The following is an 18,245-nucleotide window of genomic DNA, read 5'->3' on the forward strand; positions in this document are numbered from 1 at the left end:
GATATATCAATAACCAATACGTTCCAGTGCTTCGATCCGCGGTTTTCTGTCTCTTGTTTTTCCTGTGCCTCGCAGGCCGGTCAGCTGCCCAGCAGCGGACTGCAGGAGACTCCATTCCCGTCCGCGGTATTGTTGTTGGAAACGATACCATCCCCTCCATCACCCTTTCCATCTTTAACGTATACGACCGGCTTCCGAAACGCTTCCGCAAGGAGCGGGAACGCTGGACCCGGCTACGTAATGCTGTTTACGTAACGTATCCCTACGCTGTATCCGCCAGCCGTGTATTGAAAGACGTGAGCCGCGACCTGGACCAATGCACTACCAAAAAGCAACGGAAAGCTTATCTCGCAGGTAAAGAAGAAGAGCTGAAGAAGCAGTTTGGCGACAAGCTGGAGAACCTCTCCGTATACCAGGGTAAAGTACTCATGAAGCTCATCCACCGCGAAACCGGTGAAAACTGTTACGAGATCATCAAAGAGCTGAAAGGCGGCTTCAATGCCCGTATGTACCAGACCGTTGCATTCTTCTTCGGCGGTAACCTCAAAAGTGAGTTTAACAGTCAGGACGACCGCGATATTGAGCTGATCGTTCAGGAGATACAACTCTATAACCGCTTCAACTGATCCATGGGATTTGGTACATCCCTTCCTAAACCCGAACTTTGCCGGGCTAAAATCAAAGAACCATGAAACTGGATATACTGGCAATAGCCGCGCACCCCGATGATGTGGAGCTTTCGTGCGCAGGCACGCTGATGGTACATGCCCGCCAGGGCCTGAAGACCGGCATCGTTGACCTTACCCGTGGTGAACTGGGCACGAGAGGTACCCCTGAAGGGCGCCTCATCGAAGCACAGGACGCCTGTAAAGTAATGGGCCTCGACGTTAGAGAGAACCTTTCTCTTGCCGACGGATTCTTTCAAAATACAAAAGACGATCAGCTGGCCGTTATCCGTGCCATCCGTAAGTTCCGTCCAACCATCGTACTGGCCAATGCCATTGACGACCGTCACCCCGACCATGGCCGTGCAGCCCAGCTGATCAAAGACGCCTCCTGGATGTCGGGCCTCCGGAAAATAGAGACCTTTGGCGACGACGGGCAGCCGCAGCATGCATGGCGCCCTGCACAGGTGTACCATTTCATACAGGACCGCTTCATACAGCCCGATTTCGTAGTGGATATCACCGAAGTGATAGAGGAGAAGATTGCGGCCATCAAATGCTTTAAAACGCAGTTCCTGGCGCAGAAAGATAATGAACCGCAGACCTACATTTCTTCCCCCGAATTCTTCGACAGCGTGATGTACCGTGCCAAGATGCTCGGTAAGATGATCGGAGTACCGTATGCAGAAGGGTATACGAGTGCGAAGATGATAGGCGTGAAGAGTTTGATGGATTTGATTAATGTGCCGACTTGAGGAGAAACTTATAATTACAACTTTTATTAAAATAGTCTCCGGTTTACCGGAGGCTATTTTAATTTACGTATTGACGCATCCAGTTGAGTGAGTCGGGGAAGGAAATATGGTTTATTTTAAAATCTCCGGGAGTAACGATCATATAAGCATTTTGTACCTCGTGTATATCGTACTTAACGGGCAAAACCAAGCCTTCCAGCAGATGTCCTTTGTTTGGCCGAAAATTATTTACGGTGCTTGTTCCAACATATTTAGTTCCTTTTACTTCATAAGTATACTCAACAGATCCATTTCCTCTGTAATCACTATAAAACTTTACAACAATCCCGCTAGTGAATTTGCCATATCGTATGATAGCCCTTGTTTTATAGACATCTATAAAAATCAGGATAAGCAATCCGCCTACCACCGCAATACTTCCAAGGGCAGAAAAGGCGGCTCCTACACCTTTTAACACCATCTTTCCCATTCGTTGTTCTTTTAAGCCGGCTAAACTATTGATATTTCAACAAAAGAACCGATTTTTAATGAATGGAAATATTGATGGTCCATAATGCGAGAATATTAATCGAATATAAAAAGCTGATAGGAATTTGTGCCTGCCTGCGTCAAATGGATTTATCAATTGACCGATGCCGGTGGACGAGCTGGAGCGAGCTTCAGCGCTACTACGAAACCAGGACAGAAGAAAACAAAGTAATTGAGTTCTTTTTACACCAGAGCGAGAAATTGGGGATTGCCCCTGTGGATCATAAGATATATCCTAATGTGTTTATCAGGCAAAGGTATATCTTAAGGTTATTAAGACGGAAGCACTTTATATCAGTTCAGGAGTTTGAAACATTGATTTTTTTACTGGCTACATTCAAAAGGCTCATAAAGCTAAATGACCCGGATGCAAGTGAGGTAGAACTTTTACGCATAAAAGTTGCTTCGTTTATTGATGATGTACTGATACCAGGGATGAAAAGAAATGACATTAGAATTGTATGGAAGATTGAGCATTACCTCCAGAATGAGAATATTGAAACTGTTCCTTTTGGGAAAATTGTAAATGAGCGATGGTAGTTGCGACCTGTGCGCTGTAAAGAAGTAATTAGCGTTTATTTTAAATAGTTTTATGGGTAATTCTCTTAAGCTGGAAATACTAAACAGGTTAAACAACGGAGGCCACATTGTAGCGGAACTAAAGGCAGGCTCAGATAGCCTTCGGCGATGGATAGCTGTGTTTAAGACTAAAACATATCCACTTCAGGACAACCCACCACAGCATTTATATTCAATTTTAGACTTCGAATTGGATAAAGGGCTTATTGACGAGTATTTTGCGGATGAAGACATGTTGCATAAAAAAAGGTATAATGCAGATACAATTGAAGAATTAACTGAGCTTTTATCTTCCCTGAATATAGATTTACCTTCTTTTACATATCCCTGGAAATGCGATTATCCGTTTTAAACATTACTGGTTCTGAAAAGTGTATTATAGGCCGGGGGCTTCCCGGCTTTTTTAATTGAGCAGTCGTTATGTTTTGTTATCTGCCTGATTCGCATTACATTAGATGAAGATAATTGAGCTTCCTATACGGTGAATTTCATTTTAATTATATTTCCCTTATGCCCTGCAATCTCTATATCTGTGGAAAGGATCTGGATATCCAACGATTTGCACAAGACACCTCCATCCAGCCGGATAGTATAAGTTTTACAGGAGAGCCGAGGCGGACGCTTCGGCCAGAGGGTGAAAAGTTCCCTTATAATATAGCCATGTATTACGTGAGTGAGGCTGATTTTGAAGACCATAATCAGCAAATTCAGGATGCACTTGATTTCTTCCGTAAACATGGACAGGCTTTTGCGGATCATCTGCCACATGAGAATCCCGAGTTCGTTTATCTGGACTTCGGAATGGATAATCAGGTTGAGCGCACAAAAATTACCAAGACTTTTATCTTTCCCGCAGAGCTGACGCTCTGGATGGGTATTTTGCATTGTGACCTGTGGGTCGCGTTGTATGATGGGGCGAGGTATGAAAAGTAAACTGTAAAGCGGAATATAGATATGCTAAAGTTTGTATTAGGTTTTTTGTTGTTGTCTTCTATTGGAAACATTTTCGTGTGGTGCATTTTTTTCCTGGGAGTACATGAGGCACAGGATGTTTTGCTGATTGCTTTGTTTATAGTGATGGTAAGTATTGCAGCAGTTAGTTGCTATACCTGTTTTATGTTGTTGTTTAAGAAGGATACTAATAGAACAAGACAGTTCCTTAAGTTCAATTATTGGAATTGTGTAATGCAGATACCGGGTTTTTCATTGTTTGGGCTGACTTATATTTACTCAGCTGGAACGGAATTCATTCTATATATGCAGAATGAGGGTAGCATAACTTTTGGTGCTCGTATTGAGCTTTTAAAAGCAAACACAACGCTTGTTTACAACCCTGAAGAGCCGGTTTACTTTTTGGGAATCAATCTGGTGCCGCTGTTCATTGCAATGTACCTGAATAAAGTATTAGACAAAACAGATTTGATGACGAAGGAGGAAGAGTGGCAGATTGATGCAGGGTCTGTTAGTAATACCATGAGTCATGATTGAATTCTTCTTTAAAAACCTCGATTTTTTTGCGTCAATCAGATTTAGTCATGTATTTGGTGGCGTTATTATTTTGATGCTAACCTTGTTTCAGGTATATGGTTTTATGACATGGAGGCGGTTAAAGCGATTTGGGATTAAAGTTGAAGGGACTTTTTGTGGCTATAGAGGAAGGTTCAATATGGGTCACTTTTGGCGAATTCCCGTTTTTGAATTTATAACTGAAGAAGGAAAGCATATGAAAGCATCCTGCCCGTTTCCAGTAGTATTTGAAAAGTATGAAACTGGTGATAAGGTTTACATTTTGTATCTGAAGGAAGAGCCGGATGAGTTTGTTCCAAAAGAGGAAAATAGTAGCAGGTTAAGCTTTATTGTAAGTACCCTGTTGTTTTCTATTGCATTAGGGATTCTGATGTTTGTTTAATGAAATTATCTATCTGGTTATATTGATTCAATAATTCTAATAGATGAAGTCAGATGTTACCATTCTTCTTGCTTTAATTTCAGGAGTAGCAATGCTGGCCTTTTGGATGATAGCCTTGGTAGGAATCCCCCTTTTTGAAAGAGAAGAGTCTTTACTTTCCATCATCAATATTAATGGCACGGAGGTCAAAGTTGCGTACGTTGAAACCGGAGCAACAACATCAGATGTAATACAGGTTTATGTTGAGGAATTTGGCAACTGCAGACTTCTTTCCATTACAATTATCGAAAGGAGCTTTTATGATTTCGATTCTAATCTTTTCAGTTACCTATACCTCTTCATGGTGGTTGCCGTTTTTTCAATCTAAAGCTAAAAGATAATCCAGGTGTAAAGCGCCTTATTAATTGATAACCGAATGAGAAAGATTCTAACTGTGTTCCCCGATATCCAATGCAATTAGATAACAAGTAACTCTTTACCCATTATGATTACTTACGAAAATGCAAGCAATTTTTTAATGGAACGATTCCCGGAAATCAAGTCAGAAGTTAAATTCCCAGATTCACCAACGTTGCTGTTTGCTGAATTTTCAGTGATTGTTGCAAACAATTTTATACAATACAACAAGGGGTTCATTGATAGAACGGTTTTGTTACTGAATGAGATTTGTAATAGTCAATTAGTAGAGATTCAGACACTTATTAGTGAGTTTGTTATTACGCTTTACGACATAAACCGCAATGAATATTTCACCCTTAAACAACTCGTTTCAGAACAAGCCGCACGAGTTTTCGATGAGGACATTGACTTGTGGGTAAACGGGTTAAAATGATATTTAAAGTATATTTTCATTGTTGCTATTTTAAAGAAATGGGATTAAAAACAAGAGTAGAGATTGCGAACTCCAAGAATTTTGACCGGACAATAATGGATAAAACGGATGCATTTGCAGTTATTGGAAAGACAGCAGATGTTAAAGATTATGTGAGTAGTTAAGGGTTGAAATTTGGCGCAAAGGAATTGTGGTAAAGAGGTTTCGGTTCGGAAAAAGGAACTGTAAATCCTGAAAAAAGTGAGAATAGTCCAGGTGGAGAAGTTATTGCGATTAGTTCCGATGCAGCAAGGTGTGCCGCGAGTGAACTTAACGCTTCTTTCGAAGAAACAACTGCGTGCTTATTCAATCATGGAGCTGGTCATACTGCTAGATTAAATCATGGTGGTTTTGAAGCAACAGAATGAGTAAACCGTTTTCAAAATGGCTTTCCGGCTTTTCCGGTTGCACAACAAGCCGGAGTCCCCATCCTCTTTATTATGTCTAGCGGTAATTGGAGGGAAAGTAACAAAAACTGTCAATCAGTCTGTTTTACAAAGTGCGCAGAATTCCTGACAAGCGACGGAGAAATTGATGGAAAGCACTTTCAAGGTGTATGGTAATCCGCGCCGAAAGACGAAACTAAAAAGAAAAGTAAACTCGGTACTTAGAAAATTAATTGAAAAATATGTTGAAATGAAGAAAAACGTGCAAAAAAAGAAGGGAGGGATCAAGCTTAAGCATATCGTATCATTTTTGCTATTTCTATTCATTTTGGGTTCACTTTTATTTAATATAGGCAAGCATCAGATCGCTAAGTATTTTTTAAAAGGAGATGTTCTTTACACCAGAGGGGTGATTATAGATGAGAAAAATTTTAGCGGGAATAGCCCTGTAAGTCAAGAGTTTTCTTATTCATATGTAGTAATAGTAAATGGAAAAAGGTATAAGAACAATTCTCATGATCCAAAATATAAGGTAGGGGATTCTGTTGAAGTTAAATATTCAAAGGTTTGGCCAGGATTCAACAGGGCTGTCAGCAATAAGTAATATCAACAGGCTATTGCCAACCAAGATGGCGTGATGATTGTATAAGAGCGCAAAAGAGACACTATAACTTAAACTATGGAAGCATATAAAGTCGGAGTTCGTACGAGCTCCGACTTTAACCTTTTAGTCTACCTGTTAAAGCTCCCAATATCACATCCAACCGCCGCATAACACAGCTCACCAAAGTAGCGTAGCTGCTCAGAAATTGGGTCTCAAAAGCGGTAAGCGTGCTTGGAATATGGCTGCACGTTTTTTTCGGCAATATGCTGGCTACAATATCAATCCCGCCAATCTCGGCTTTCATCGAAAAGATCATAGCCCCGGCTACCCATCCCGATATCGGGTCCGCAGAAGCAGACATTGCCCCTGAGAACATTCCCATAAAAGCATACTAACCCGGCTTCATTAGCGAACCGGTAACGCCCTGCGTTCCGGAACGAAAGGCATGCCTGCTGCGCCTGCCCACCGTAAGACGGCCACTACCACGGCCAACAACACATTGCGCCAGTTCGATTAAATCGCCATTATGTTGTACGGCGAATCCGGATGTTGGGACCCTCCGGCCCCCGGCCCCGGCAGTCTTGAATAGCCGTCGACGGATTTTCGATGTTTCCGGTAGCGAAGTCCTCATGCGGACCGGCCACTTATCGGGATGCCGTTCTAAGGCTTCGGTCCTGGTTTCCCCGCTATGGGCACGGCTGGCGTTATGATACGGGAGCTGATCGGGAATCTTGCCTTCACTGGTTTCCTCAAGCTGCTGCATGTCATTCACGGGGCAATTTTCCGAAAGATTAGCGTTTTGCAGCTTTGGAGAGCACAGGCTTAGTGGAGCGCCAGTTTCCGCTTTTGCAACAAGTAAAGCTTCCTCCTGTGGGTGGATTTGTTGTTCTGCGGCGGTTGCGCTTAAGTCTACACCCGTTAGCTGCATGAGCTTAAACTGGCTGTCTGGTACAGGGCAAAAAGCCCCTTTCTCCAACATCAGAAACTCAACCGCCATCGCAATGAACAGGGGATCGCTTGTTCCGGCGGGTATCTGCACAGTAAGATCTTCCGGGTTGATGGGTTTCCTTCCCTTGGGGATAGGAGAGGAGCAGGCCGATACGAACGTAAACATATCTTTCTCAAAATTAAGCACCGCCACACCCATCTTTAGCCGGGCATGCGTGGCATGCTTCGGGAACCGGATAGCATCAGCCGGGGCAAAGGCAGGCATGCCGATACGAACGGTACCGGCGGTACGGTCCACTGTATGATGAAGCGGGATACTGACGATCAGTCCGAACTTGCCTGCGGGGCTGAAGTTGAATCCCCTCAGCAGGGAGAGGTTTCCATTCATGAGCATGCGGCTGCCCCTCTGATGACTGGTATCCGAATTAATGATGTCTTTACAGACCTTTGTAAGCCTGCTATGCAGTTCATCGTTGGCGACCTTTGGCATCATGGCACGGAAGGCCCGACGGATCAGGGCGCTGCCTTTGGCCGCCTGACCAAATTCGCTGGTGTTGATCCTTGCCTGTGCATAATTCGGGTCTTTGGCGAACCGTTTCGCCGTTGGACCACCTTTTCTTCTTAGTCCATATTCACCGTTTCTCTTCCGGTAAATACTCATGTTTTGCGTAGGCCCCAGCATCTGCAAGAGGCCGCTTTGCGTGCTTGCCATAACGTTATTTTGTTTTTAATGAAAAATAGGCGTATCGGGCCTTGGTGGCCTTTCTGCATTGTTAATTCAGGTATAATAAGGTACAGAATTCTCACCAAATATCCATTGGTTTTTTACGTTTTTTACACTTGAGGGGGGAGAAGTTCCGATTAGGGTAGTTTTGGGTCAATAGGGCATTTTAGGGACGTTTTGGGCCATTAGAGTCCCTGTCTTGACATAGTGGAATAAGCGGGTTTAGGGCGGCTAGTCTGCCCTTCATCTGCCCTTCATCTGCCCTTCGTCTGCATGATACTTCTGTGTAATTATTATGGAGTTCCAGAATTAGTACATTCTATAAACAGATATATACGATTCGACAGCAAGCTGATTGTTGTGGGAGATTCCAGCCTTTCATTACCATATGACACCTGGTCCGGCTTTGTACCTCCCTTGAAAATTTTAGTATTTAGCATACCTTAGCGTTTTCCCAATTTTACCTATGTTATATTTCCTGAAAAAACCGGTAGAACATTGTCCCATTCCAGCCTTTAATTGGCTGTTTTGTTGTGTTGCTCGATGCAGGGCAAATTTAGCGAAAGTAAGTAATGAAGGACTCCCCAGGGTCGGGTGGTGAAGTAAAAGGATCTGCAAGCGGCAATGGCGAACGCAAAGCTACGGGGGAAATAGCTTCTCCAAAGTTCTACCACTGGTAATCCTGTTGTAAGGCAGAACGGTTTTCAGTTTAACTTCGGTGGAGAAGCTAAATCAGGTAAAACAACAGCAACTTCTACCTTATGGTTTAGAATAGGGGATAGTTTAGTGTAAAAATGTCAAAATGAGATTAAATAAAGTATTGAGAATTTTGCCTTTTGCGATTTTGTTAGTATTTACAATTATTGCATGGCACGAAATTTTATCAGTAACACATGTTGCTAGAATAAGGCATTTAATTGGCGGAGGATTAGTGGTAATCAATATTATTGTTTATTTCCTTAGTTTAAGGATAGGTGTGCTAATTACCGGCATTATCTTATTGCTGACCACAATCAATCTTGCAGCATTTACGACCACTATCATGACAAGACAATATTGGTTTGGCCCAATTACCTTTCCTGTCTTCCAGCCTGTGGGATTATTACTGTTGCTGATATATTTAGTTTTTAACTTAAGGTATCTGATAAGAGCGTTTAAAAAGACAGCTTCACCTTCGTGAACGATTTCGTCACCGGATAGTACTTTGCCAAATCTCTTGAATCTCTTTCCCTACTTCACCAGCCCCCTCAAATAAGCCTCCTTCACCAATCCCGCGGGATGCTTGATGTTCAGCTTCTGTGTAATATTCAAACGGTGGCATTCCACCGTACGCAGACTAATAAATAGTTTATCCGCGATCTGCTGATTAGTATGTTCTCCCGCAATGAGGGTGAGTACTTCCGTCTCACGTTTGGTGAGTTGTACCTCCCGGCTGGGTTGCCGCTTACCCATAATCATCTCGGAGAGCATGGCTTTTTCGAGGCGTTTATCGAGGTATTCCTCACCATCGAAGGCTTTGTTGATGGCTTCGAGGAGGCTATCCGGGTCTGTGCTCTTCAGAAGGTAGCCCAGTGCGCCGTTACGCATCATTTTCTTCACATACATCGTTTCCTCGTGGTTGGTGAGGGCGATCACTTTCACATCGGGGTAATTATCTGATACCTGCTTGCAGAGGTCTACACCATTGGCGTCGGGCAGCTGAATGTCGAGCAGGAGCACGTCGGGGGCTTCCTTCTCGAGCTCTTCCATGAGCGAGGCGCCGGTGAGGGCCTTGAAGATGAGCTGATGGTGGGGCGACGACTGAAGCATCGTTTCCAGTCCGTTGATAATTAGCAAATGGTCATCTGCGATGCCGATCCTGATATGCATAGTGCTCAGTTAAAAAGTATGTGACAGTAAATTTATGCAAATTTAACAGCTTCCTGTCCTAACATCCCCCAGTACTACTACTTAGCCCCGATAATCCCGTACTACACCCGTTTTCCGGCATTCCTTCCGGGTATACTTTTGTATCCTGAAACATCACATATGAAACAGCTCATTGTTACCTCTCTCTTCATTGCCCTCGCCATCACCACCGCCTGCAAAAAGGATGGCGACGGAAATAATAACGGTGGACCCCAGAAAGGTTATGTAACCGGTAAAGTCACGAATGCTGCCGGAACGCCCATCAAAGGCGCAAAGATCATTATCGACCACAGCATTTTCTGGAACTCTAATGTAACTACCAGTTCTAAAGACGACGGCACCTACAGCGTGAAGATCCCCGTTGGGTCCTGGTATGCATTTGGAGAAATTACGGTCGATTATAACGGCAGGAAGTTCAAAATGGACCTCCATCCCGATAACTCCGATGGTTTCGGGGGAGAAGGTGCCGTGCGCAACTTCATCTGGAAACTGTCCGGCGAAAAAACAGAGCCTTTATCGGGCAGCTATGGCGGTGTGGTGGAATTTAACCATGCCATTGGCGATTTCGAAGTGGTGGACGATCGCGACATCGTATGGACGTTCACACCTTCCGGTCCGTTGATCGATGGTTCCGCAGGACAGGTACTGACCCGGCAATCTGAAAATGGTAATGATCTGAGAGATGTGCCTATCGGCAGGTATAAAGTGACTGCCAAATATCAGGGCAAAGCGCTGAAACTCAGAAAATGGCGTACGCAGGATGCCTATGGTGCAGATGTCACTTTTGATTTCTATCCCACCTTCGAATCCTTCTGCAATAATTGCGCAATCCTTGAATACACAACGAAATAAAGCAATTAGCCGGCACCCGGCCGCATCCGGTTCGTTCCCCAAATACAACCTTTATCATCCATGCCCCAAATCCCCATCGTTAAACGGAATCCATGACCCCAAAGCAACCGTGCAGCACTATTTCCTGAATGATGTGGCCATGCACAGGTATTTATCCCTGTAACAACAGGTCCCTTTGATGATGATCCCGTTCTCCCTGCTTTACCGCGGCGGAGGACGGGTTTTTTATGCGTGGAGGTTGGCGAATTCAGCGTAGATGCTCGTGCCCTCACCCGGGCGGCTGCTGATCTCGTAATGGCCTTTCAGGAGGTTGATGCGGGTTTCCATATTGCCCAGTCCGATCCCTTTGCCGGGTGTAATGGCGGTGTCGAAGCCTTTGCCATTGTCTTCCACCGTGAGGGTGAGGATGCCATTGTCGTATCCCAGCTGCACGATGGCTTCTGAGGCACCGGCGTGGCGGATAACGTTGTTCATGGCTTCCTGGATAATGCGGTAAATCAGGAGTTCCTGTCCGCTTTCCAGCTGGGGCAGTTCGCCTACGGTATAAAGGTTAATGGATAGGCCCGGGTGGCTGATTTTAGCGAGAAAGGCGCGTACGGCGTATTCGAGTCCTTCCTGTAGGAGGATCTCCGGATCGAGGCTGTGGGAGATGTTCCGCACTTCCCGGGCGGCATCTTCGATCAGGGAAACTACCCTTTGTGAGGCATCCGCATCAGTGCCACGTACGGCATGCATGTGGATCTTAGCGGCGGAGAGGATACTCCCTACGCCGTCGTGCAGCTCCTGTGCGGTACGGGCACGTTCCTTCTCTTCGCCCTCCAGCTGAGCCAGCAGGAGCTGGGTGCGTTTGCGTTCGTTGGCGGCTTTCTGGCGCTGGCGGAAGAGGATCCATACCACGGCGCCTGCGCCTACCAGTATGGCTACGATGCCCCAGGAGAGCCAGATCCAGAAGTCTTTTTGCTGCAGTTTAAGCTGTTGCTCCGCCAGGGCCTGTTTGTTTCGGGCCGTGGCGTACTGGATCTCCAGCTCGTTGATGGCGGCCTGGGTGGCCGTATTGTTCATACTGTCGTTGAGTACGGTATACTTCTTCCAGTATTCGAGCGCTAATGCAGGCTGGCCCTGCATTTCTTTCAGTTCTGTTCCCAGTTTGTACAGGTCGCGCAGTTCACTGCGGGGAAAGATGTTCTCTGCATCATGAATCACCTTGTCGAAGTGGGGGGCGGCTTTAGCCGGTTGCTTCAGGTGCGTGTAGGTTTCTGCGTAGAGGTGATCAACGTATATCCTGTAATCGGGCGGTACGGTAGGAGAGAGGCGTTTTACGGCCTGGTTGTTCCAGACAAGGGCCGAATCATGTTTGCCAAGGCGGTTATAGATGCTGCCGAGGTTGATATAAGCGCAAAGCTGGAGGATGGTGTCTTTCCGATGCAGGCCTATTGAGAGAACGTCGTTGGCATGCCGGATGGCATCCGGGTACATTTTATTGGTGGTTTCGCTGGCGAGCAGGTTTACGAGGCTCCGGCCGATGGTGATGGTATCTTTCAGTGCAAGGGCGGTTTCGTGTCCTTTACGGGCGTATATGAGGCTTTTAGGGTAGTTCCCCAGGTCGAGCAGGATGGAGGCGAGGTTGGTGTAGTACTTCTGCAGGTTCACCTGGTCGTTGAGCTCCTGCGCCAGTTCCAGTGCCTTGATGAGGTGGTCGGCCGCTTTCTGGAGCTGACCCATAGCCTGGTACTGGAGCGCCATGTTGTTATAGGCGCCTGATGCTTTGGAGTAGTTCTTTATCTCCAGCGATTTTTCCAGCTGGAGGGCGGCTACCTGCAGGGCATCCTCAAAACGGAGGTTGTTGTAGAGGAAAAGAGTGTAGCGGCGGGTGTAGTCCAGTAAGCCGTCGGTAAAGTTCAGTTGCTGAGCCAGTGCGCCTGCCTTTTTAAAGTAATAATCGGCTGAGTCCGGTTCGGTACCGGCTTTGGCGGTTGCGGCAGAGATCCAGGTACGGACGGTAGTGGTATCCTGCCCGGAGGCGGAGCTGATGGTGAAAAGGAAGCAGAGTGTCGGTAGAAGGATGAGGCGCATGATTACGGTATGGCGGTAAGCCGGACAAATATAATGAAAAAGCCGCCCGGCGGGAGCGGCTTTCGTATGTGCGGTAAACGGCTATTTCAGTTTCTTTTTGATATAGATGCCGAAGGCTTTGCCGGCATCCGCATAAGCTTCCGCGATGCGCAGGCCCGTAGCCTCGGCACGCCCTACTGCTTCGGTTACCCTGAACTTCGCTACCGGCTTTTTGGGGTTCTGGCTGTCGGTGATGATGATATCTGCTTCAATATTGGCTTTCCCCATTTTTACAACGGCGTAATAGCCCGGCTCAATAAATGTGGTGGAAACAGTCATAACGTATTGTGCGTTGGGAAAGTCGCCCACTACCTTGTTTTCGGCGTATTTATTGAAAAGGGCAATGAACTTGCGTTTGTAGTGTTTCTCCTTGTCATTATTCCAGGAATCGACCCATTCGTCGCCTCTGCCGGCTTCTTTGGCATTGAGTTCGGTTCTTCTCCTTTTGAGATAGTTTTCCTCTTTTCCGGCTTCACCAACACGGCATTTGTCGTAGGTGAGTACGAGGTTAAAGGTATCGATGCTTTTGAGGGCTTCCTGTTTACCGCCGGCAGGGGTTATTTCCTGGGCTGAGGCGGTGCATGTAGCCGCGAGAAAGGCGGCGAGCAGAATGAATCGCATGATAAATTGTTTAGGTAAAAGGGATTGCGGAGATGAATATAGCACAAAAGTCCGGATTGCTGGAAGAGGAGAGGGCAACCGGTAAATAGGGGTAGGATAAGGCGCGAAAAATATTAAAGGGAGCGCTGTGTGGGTGAAGCAAAACATTCCCTTAAGCCCTGGAGGGTTACAGGGCGGAGTAAATTACGGTACAATGGAACCCGCTGCCGTCATCTCTGGTCCTGAAGATGGGGTAATCCGGCCAGATAGTATCATGACGCGCCGAAACTAGATGAACAAATCCTGTGTAGCATCAAATTCATCCTGTTTGTTGATGACGTTTCTGATAAACGGAATCAAAGCAAGGCCAACCGTAAAAATCACCAGCAGTACATTTCTGATTTTCATATCCTTTCGTTTTTGTCTGTCTATGTATAACTAAAATACGTGCCAAAAGGTTAAATGCTGCCGCAGTGAAAAAATCCGTTTTGCGTAGGGAAAATGCCCCTTTTTATGGAAGTCCGCGCCCGGCTTGGATTTAACACTACGTTCATCTATGGGAATTCAAAATAATATAGATATAAACAATATCGTGGAGAAATAAATCTATTTGATTTATCCCTTTTTGAAATGGAACTTTGCGGCGGCAACAATGCAACAGCATAGCAGTAAAAATCAATAAACAGATATAGAATCATGAAAAATGCAGTTTTATCAGTAGGGGCCCAATTCCCTGAGTTCACAAAAAAGGCAGTAGTTTCCATCGAGAAAGGCAAGGAGTTCTATGAAATCTCTTCCGAAGAGATCAAAGCTTCCGGAAAATGGATGGTAATGTTCTGGTGGCCTAAGGATTTTACTTTTGTTTGTCCTACCGAAATCGCCGAATTCAACAATCACTACCAGGATTTCGCTGACCGCGATGCTATCCTGATCGGCGCATCTACCGATTCTGAGTTTGTTCACCTGGCATGGAGAAACAACCACGACGACCTCCGTGGCCTGAAATTCCCCATGCTGGCAGATACTTCCAAGAGCCTGGCAGACGAGCTGGGTATCCTCGAAGCCAACGAAAAGATCGCTTACCGCGCTACTTTCGTGGTTGACCCACAGGGTATCGTTCGCTGGACTTCCGTATACGACCTCTCTGTTGGCCGTAACGTGAAAGAAGTGATCCGTGTGATGGATGCGCTGCAGACCGACGAGCTGTGCCCCTGCAACTGGCAGAAAGGCGAGGCTACGATCAATGCTTAATCTCGTAACGTTATTTCGTGGCCGGACGGCTAAGTGGCTTGTCCGGCCATTTTTTTAACCCACTCAAACCGTACAACCGATGTTTGCAACCAATACAAGCGATACCGCGCAGCAGATTCTGCAGGCCGTTGGCCTGGGCGCGTCAGCAGTACCTTCCAAACTGGCCGCATTGGCTGCTGTGGATGCCCGCTATCTGAAAGATCTGAAAATCAACGTTTCCAATGCGCTCGACGCGGCGTCTATGGAAAAGAAAGAGGCTTACCTGATCGGCCTTTCCGTGGCAGTGAACGAGAAGCTGGCTGCCCTGCAGGGTGGTTTTGAACAACTGGCGCTGGCAGCAGGGGCTACCGATAAGGAGATTGCCGAGGTGATCAGCTGTACCTCGCTGATGAACGCGAATAACGTGTATTACCGTTTCCGCCACTTCGTGGAAAAGGAGTTTTATACCACTGCGCCGGCCGGGATCCGGATGAGCATTATGGCCAATCCGGTGATCGGGAAGGAGTTTTTTGAGCTGGTTAGCCTTGTTGTGAGTGCATTGAACGGCTGTCAGATGTGTGTAACTTCTCATGAAGAGGCACTTTTGAAGCACGGTACTTCCCAGCAGCGGGTGGCAGATGCAGTGAGGCTGGGCGCGGTTATCAAGAGCCTGGGAGTGTTGTTTTAATGCTGATGACCGTCCATAATAATGGACAGTCGTTTTGGAGTGTTAATAAAAACACTTTCCATAATTTGATATTTACCAAAATAAATGCGACTTTTGCAGTCCAAAATTTTTAGAACATGGCTAGAGTATGTCAGGTGACTGGGAAAAAACCTATTACAGGTCATCACGTATCTTTCTCGAACATTAAGACAAAGAGAAGGTTTCTGCCCAATCTGCAAACCAAGCGTTTCTTTTTGGCGGAAGAAGACCGTTGGATTACTATGAAAGTATCTGCGGACGGTCTCAGAACCATCAACAAGCGTGGTCTCTACACTGTAGTGAAAGAAATGCGCGCAGCAGGTAGGAAAGACGTTTAATTCATTCGGTATCAACTCGGTATCAACTTAACCAGCATAAAATGGCAAAGAAAGGTAACAGAGTACAGGTAATCCTCGAGTGCACAGAGCATAAAAACTCTGGTCAGCCCGGGACTTCCCGTTACATCTCCAACAAGAACAAGAAGAACACTCCGGAGCGTCTGGAGCTGAAAAAGTACAATCCCATTCTCCGGAAGGTAACTGTGCACAAAGAAATTAAATAAGGTCGAAATTAATTGCCTGGCTGTTAATCGTATACGTCTATTCGATTAGCGCTTGACGATTGACAACCTTTCTAATTAACGATTAACATTTATACAAAATGGCAAAACAAGCATCAAAGAACGCGAAAGTAAAAGACGCGAAGGCTGCAGCTGAATCTAAAGTATGGACTAAAGTGATCAAAGCTGAGCGTTCTCCTAAATCCGGCGCTTATACCTTCAAGGAGCAGATCATCCACAAGGATACTGTAACTGAGTTCTTTAACAAAAAGTAATTCGGCTTTACTAATCATACTGCACAGGAGCTGTTCGTAAATGACGAACGGCTTTTTGTGTTTATATCCTTATTTTCGCATAGTTTTTTAACCACTAGCCACCTCCAGTATGGGATTTTTCAATAAGCTCTTCTCCCGGGAAAAGAAAGAAAGCCTCGACCAGGGCCTGCAGAAGACGAAAGAGAGCTTCTTCTCCAAAATCGGCCGCGCCATCGCCGGCAAATCTACCGTAGACGCTGAAGTCCTCGATACCCTCGAAGAAGCCCTCGTTTCCGCTGACGTAGGTGTGGATACCACCGTGCGGATCATTGAACGTATCGAAGCCCGTGTGTCGAAAGACAAATACATGGGAACCAGTGAGTTGAACCGTTTACTGCAAGAAGAGATCGCAGCTATCCTCGTAGATGCCCCCGATTCCGGTTTCAGGGACTTCTCAACCCCTGCCGATAAAAAGCCCTACGTTATCATGGTTGTTGGCGTAAACGGGGTAGGCAAAACCACTACCATCGGAAAGCTGGCGTATAACTTCAATAAAGCCGGTAAATCTGTGCTCCTCGGCGCCGCGGATACCTTCCGTGCCGCAGCGGTAGACCAGCTCACCATCTGGAGCGAACGCGTGGGGGTACCCATCGTTAAGCAGCAAATGGGCTCCGACCCGGCTGCCGTTGCCTTCGATACCGTGCAAAGCGGTGTTGCCCGTGGCTCGGATGTTATCATCATCGACACTGCCGGCCGCCTGCATAATAAGCTCCACCTGATGGACGAGCTCTCCAAAATCAAGCGTGTCATGAACAAGGTGATTCCCGATGCCCCGCACGAAGTACTCCTGGTACTCGACGGCTCCACTGGTCAGAACGCGCTGGAACAGGCTAAGCAGTTCACTGCCGCTACAGAAGTAACCTCCCTCGCCATCACTAAACTCGATGGTACTGCTAAAGGCGGTGTGGTACTCGCCATTGCCAACCAGTTTAAGATCCCCGTGAAATACATCGGTATCGGGGAAAAGATGGAAGACCTGCAGGTATTTGATAAAGAAGAATTTGTAGATTCGCTGTTTAGTTTAAATAGTTGATTACCATAATGATATAGGAAAGGCCGGAAGTTTTGCTTCCGGCCTTTTTTTGCTTACCAAGGGCGCTTGTTTGCGCTCCGGTTACATCCAACGTTCCTGAACAAACTGATGGCTAATCAGGCTTACTTCCGCTTTCGCCGGAAGAATCCGAGACAACTATGGATCAGCCCTGCGGAAACGCACATCGGGCAATAGCCAAATTTAAAAAGGACGGCTTTCCAGCCTTTGCGGGGAGTAGTGGGTACCGGGCAATTGTTTTGCATAGCTTTTTCAGAGAGATACCTGAAAGATCAAAATCTCACCCTTTCCCGGCAAGTTTCCGTGCCTGTTGCAGGCACTTGTACTTCTGGTTATCGAAAGTATGGCGGTTTTTATAGCCCAATTCCTCCGCTGCCGCGCTTTGCTGCTTTTTCGGAAGGAGAAAGGCCTTCGACAGCAGCAGGAAACAGTGTTGTGTAAGGCGCTTTAATACCGCATACAGGGGCGCAAGGGGGGGATGTGGGGGCTCCTGGCAATCGGCGTGTTCGGGGACTGCTTCGGAAGACAGGCGTTTCCTTTCCCGGAGGCGTTTCAGCCATTGCCGCCGTGCGGCTGCAATAAGGAAGTGGGAGGGTGGTGCAGAAAGCCAGAATTCCGGGTCGGAAGCGCGCTGGCAAAGTGCCGCCATCGACTCCTGGAATGCGTCTTCCGCGTCTTGCCGGGTACCGCCGCGAAGGAGTACCATTCGCTCCACAGCGGGAAAGCATTCGGTATAAAGGGCCTCAATAGTCCTGCGTTCACCGCTGCGCAGGGCGGCCAGCCATTCAATGTGTTGTGGGTGATGCATCTTCCGGTAATACCACTTTCCCCGAAATATCACCCTTCTATTGCTAAGAAACAAGATTTTCGTCAATTACCCCTTGTGCGCTATGAATGCAGCAAATGCTTAAATTTGGGGAGAGTCATTTGTTTTCACCCACAAC

At 46.4% G+C, this 18,245-nt stretch carries 23 protein-coding genes and 1 pseudogene; 18 read left to right on the top strand and 6 right to left on the bottom strand.

The features are described from left to right. Positions 1 to 26 precede the first annotated feature (26 nt). Together DEV76_RS16885 and bshB1 are read left to right on the top strand one after the other, a co-directional pair. Entirely contained in the window at positions 27 to 626 is a 600-nt protein-coding gene (locus DEV76_RS16885) for a DUF4294 domain-containing protein (RefSeq protein ID WP_109699366.1), read from the top strand. 62 nt (positions 627 to 688) lie between these two features. After that, the gene (gene bshB1, locus DEV76_RS16890) at positions 689 to 1,420 is read left to right on the top strand and encodes a bacillithiol biosynthesis deacetylase BshB1 (RefSeq protein WP_109699103.1); all 732 of its coding nucleotides are present in this window, start codon (positions 689 to 691) and stop codon (positions 1,418 to 1,420) included. 58 nt (positions 1,421 to 1,478) lie between these two features. On the opposite strand, the gene DEV76_RS16895 is transcribed toward bshB1, so the two are convergent. Beyond that, complete coding sequence (locus DEV76_RS16895; RefSeq protein ID WP_109699104.1) at positions 1,479 to 1,889, bottom strand: hypothetical protein; 411 nt, start codon at positions 1,887 to 1,889, stop codon at positions 1,479 to 1,481. 62 nt (positions 1,890 to 1,951) lie between these two features. On the opposite strand from DEV76_RS16895, the gene DEV76_RS16900 reads away from it, so the two are divergent. From DEV76_RS16900 to DEV76_RS16935, 8 genes are all read left to right on the top strand, one after another. Then, entirely contained in the window at positions 1,952 to 2,488 is a 537-nt protein-coding gene (locus tag DEV76_RS16900; protein WP_109699105.1) for a hypothetical protein, read from the top strand. Positions 2,489 to 2,540: 52 nt separating this feature from the next. Then, a complete protein-coding gene (locus DEV76_RS16905; RefSeq protein WP_109699106.1) occupies positions 2,541 to 2,879 on the top strand; it encodes a hypothetical protein in 339 nt (112 codons plus the stop codon). A gap of 158 nt (positions 2,880 to 3,037) precedes the next feature. After that, on the top strand, positions 3,038 to 3,460 hold the full coding sequence (locus DEV76_RS16910; protein WP_109699107.1) for a hypothetical protein: 423 nt from the start codon (positions 3,038 to 3,040) through the stop codon (positions 3,458 to 3,460). A gap of 21 nt (positions 3,461 to 3,481) precedes the next feature. Further along, a complete protein-coding gene (locus tag DEV76_RS16915) occupies positions 3,482 to 4,015 on the top strand; it encodes a hypothetical protein (protein ID WP_109699108.1) in 534 nt (177 codons plus the stop codon). Continuing rightward, the gene (locus DEV76_RS16920) at positions 4,008 to 4,436 is read left to right on the top strand and encodes a hypothetical protein (RefSeq protein WP_109699109.1); all 429 of its coding nucleotides are present in this window, start codon (positions 4,008 to 4,010) and stop codon (positions 4,434 to 4,436) included. The genes DEV76_RS16915 and DEV76_RS16920 overlap by 8 nt, the downstream gene beginning before the upstream one ends. A 43-nt stretch (positions 4,437 to 4,479) precedes the next feature. Beyond that, the gene (locus DEV76_RS16925; RefSeq protein ID WP_109699110.1) at positions 4,480 to 4,803 is read left to right on the top strand and encodes a hypothetical protein; all 324 of its coding nucleotides are present in this window, start codon (positions 4,480 to 4,482) and stop codon (positions 4,801 to 4,803) included. 117 nt (positions 4,804 to 4,920) lie between these two features. Continuing rightward, a complete protein-coding gene (locus DEV76_RS16930; RefSeq protein WP_109699111.1) occupies positions 4,921 to 5,268 on the top strand; it encodes a hypothetical protein in 348 nt (115 codons plus the stop codon). A gap of 675 nt (positions 5,269 to 5,943) precedes the next feature. Then, positions 5,944 to 6,297, top strand: a complete 354-nt coding sequence (locus DEV76_RS16935) for a hypothetical protein (protein ID WP_157962936.1) — start codon at positions 5,944 to 5,946, stop codon at positions 6,295 to 6,297. 391 nt (positions 6,298 to 6,688) lie between these two features. Here DEV76_RS16935 and DEV76_RS16940 read toward each other — a convergent pair whose 3' ends face one another. Then, a complete protein-coding gene (locus tag DEV76_RS16940) occupies positions 6,689 to 7,957 on the bottom strand; it encodes a hypothetical protein (protein ID WP_109699113.1) in 1,269 nt (422 codons plus the stop codon). Between the two features lie 814 nt (positions 7,958 to 8,771). Between DEV76_RS16940 and DEV76_RS25965 the strand changes: the two genes are divergently transcribed. Continuing rightward, the gene (locus DEV76_RS25965; protein WP_157962937.1) at positions 8,772 to 9,149 is read left to right on the top strand and encodes a hypothetical protein; all 378 of its coding nucleotides are present in this window, start codon (positions 8,772 to 8,774) and stop codon (positions 9,147 to 9,149) included. Positions 9,150 to 9,199: 50 nt separating this feature from the next. On the opposite strand, the gene DEV76_RS16945 is transcribed toward DEV76_RS25965, so the two are convergent. Beyond that, positions 9,200 to 9,838 carry a response regulator gene (locus DEV76_RS16945; RefSeq protein ID WP_109699114.1) on the bottom strand — a complete coding sequence of 213 codons (639 nt, stop codon included), beginning with the start codon at positions 9,836 to 9,838 and terminating at the stop codon, positions 9,200 to 9,202. Between the two features lie 159 nt (positions 9,839 to 9,997). On the opposite strand from DEV76_RS16945, the gene DEV76_RS16950 reads away from it, so the two are divergent. Next, complete coding sequence (locus tag DEV76_RS16950; protein WP_109699115.1) at positions 9,998 to 10,729, top strand: carboxypeptidase-like regulatory domain-containing protein; 732 nt, start codon at positions 9,998 to 10,000, stop codon at positions 10,727 to 10,729. 225 nt (positions 10,730 to 10,954) lie between these two features. Here DEV76_RS16950 and DEV76_RS16955 read toward each other — a convergent pair whose 3' ends face one another. Next, entirely contained in the window at positions 10,955 to 12,802 is a 1,848-nt protein-coding gene (locus tag DEV76_RS16955; protein WP_109699116.1) for an ATP-binding protein, read from the bottom strand. An 81-nt stretch (positions 12,803 to 12,883) separates the two neighbouring features. Continuing rightward, positions 12,884 to 13,462: a hypothetical protein gene (locus tag DEV76_RS16960; RefSeq protein ID WP_109699117.1), complete on the bottom strand. Its 579-nt coding sequence runs from the start codon at positions 13,460 to 13,462 to the stop codon at positions 12,884 to 12,886. Positions 13,463 to 14,137: 675 nt separating this feature from the next. Between DEV76_RS16960 and DEV76_RS16965 the strand changes: the two genes are divergently transcribed. The 6 genes and pseudogenes from DEV76_RS16965 to ftsY all read left to right on the top strand — a co-directional run bounded on the left by DEV76_RS16965 (position 14,138) and on the right by ftsY (position 17,283). Beyond that, on the top strand, positions 14,138 to 14,692 hold the full coding sequence (locus DEV76_RS16965; RefSeq protein ID WP_109699118.1) for a peroxiredoxin: 555 nt from the start codon (positions 14,138 to 14,140) through the stop codon (positions 14,690 to 14,692). A gap of 79 nt (positions 14,693 to 14,771) precedes the next feature. Continuing rightward, a complete protein-coding gene (locus tag DEV76_RS16970; RefSeq protein ID WP_109699119.1) occupies positions 14,772 to 15,359 on the top strand; it encodes a carboxymuconolactone decarboxylase family protein in 588 nt (195 codons plus the stop codon). 116 nt (positions 15,360 to 15,475) lie between these two features. Then, positions 15,476 to 15,598, top strand: a pseudogene (gene rpmB / locus DEV76_RS26365) (50S ribosomal protein L28); the annotation flags it as partial. A 158-nt stretch (positions 15,599 to 15,756) separates the two neighbouring features. Beyond that, positions 15,757 to 15,939, top strand: coding sequence for a 50S ribosomal protein L33 (rpmG, locus tag DEV76_RS16980; protein WP_074238941.1), 183 nt, complete (start codon positions 15,757 to 15,759; stop codon positions 15,937 to 15,939). Between the two features lie 98 nt (positions 15,940 to 16,037). Continuing rightward, entirely contained in the window at positions 16,038 to 16,211 is a 174-nt protein-coding gene (locus DEV76_RS16985) for a DUF4295 family protein (protein ID WP_109699121.1), read from the top strand. 109 nt (positions 16,212 to 16,320) lie between these two features. Beyond that, entirely contained in the window at positions 16,321 to 17,283 is a 963-nt protein-coding gene (ftsY, locus tag DEV76_RS16990) for a signal recognition particle-docking protein FtsY (protein WP_109699122.1), read from the top strand. A 298-nt stretch (positions 17,284 to 17,581) separates the two neighbouring features. Here ftsY and DEV76_RS16995 read toward each other — a convergent pair whose 3' ends face one another. Beyond that, complete coding sequence (locus DEV76_RS16995) at positions 17,582 to 18,109, bottom strand: RNA polymerase sigma factor (protein ID WP_109699123.1); 528 nt, start codon at positions 18,107 to 18,109, stop codon at positions 17,582 to 17,584. Positions 18,110 to 18,245 lie beyond the last annotated feature (136 nt).

The organism is Chitinophaga deserti (assembly GCF_003149455.1).
Lineage (GTDB): Bacteria > Bacteroidota > Bacteroidia > Chitinophagales > Chitinophagaceae > Chitinophaga > Chitinophaga deserti.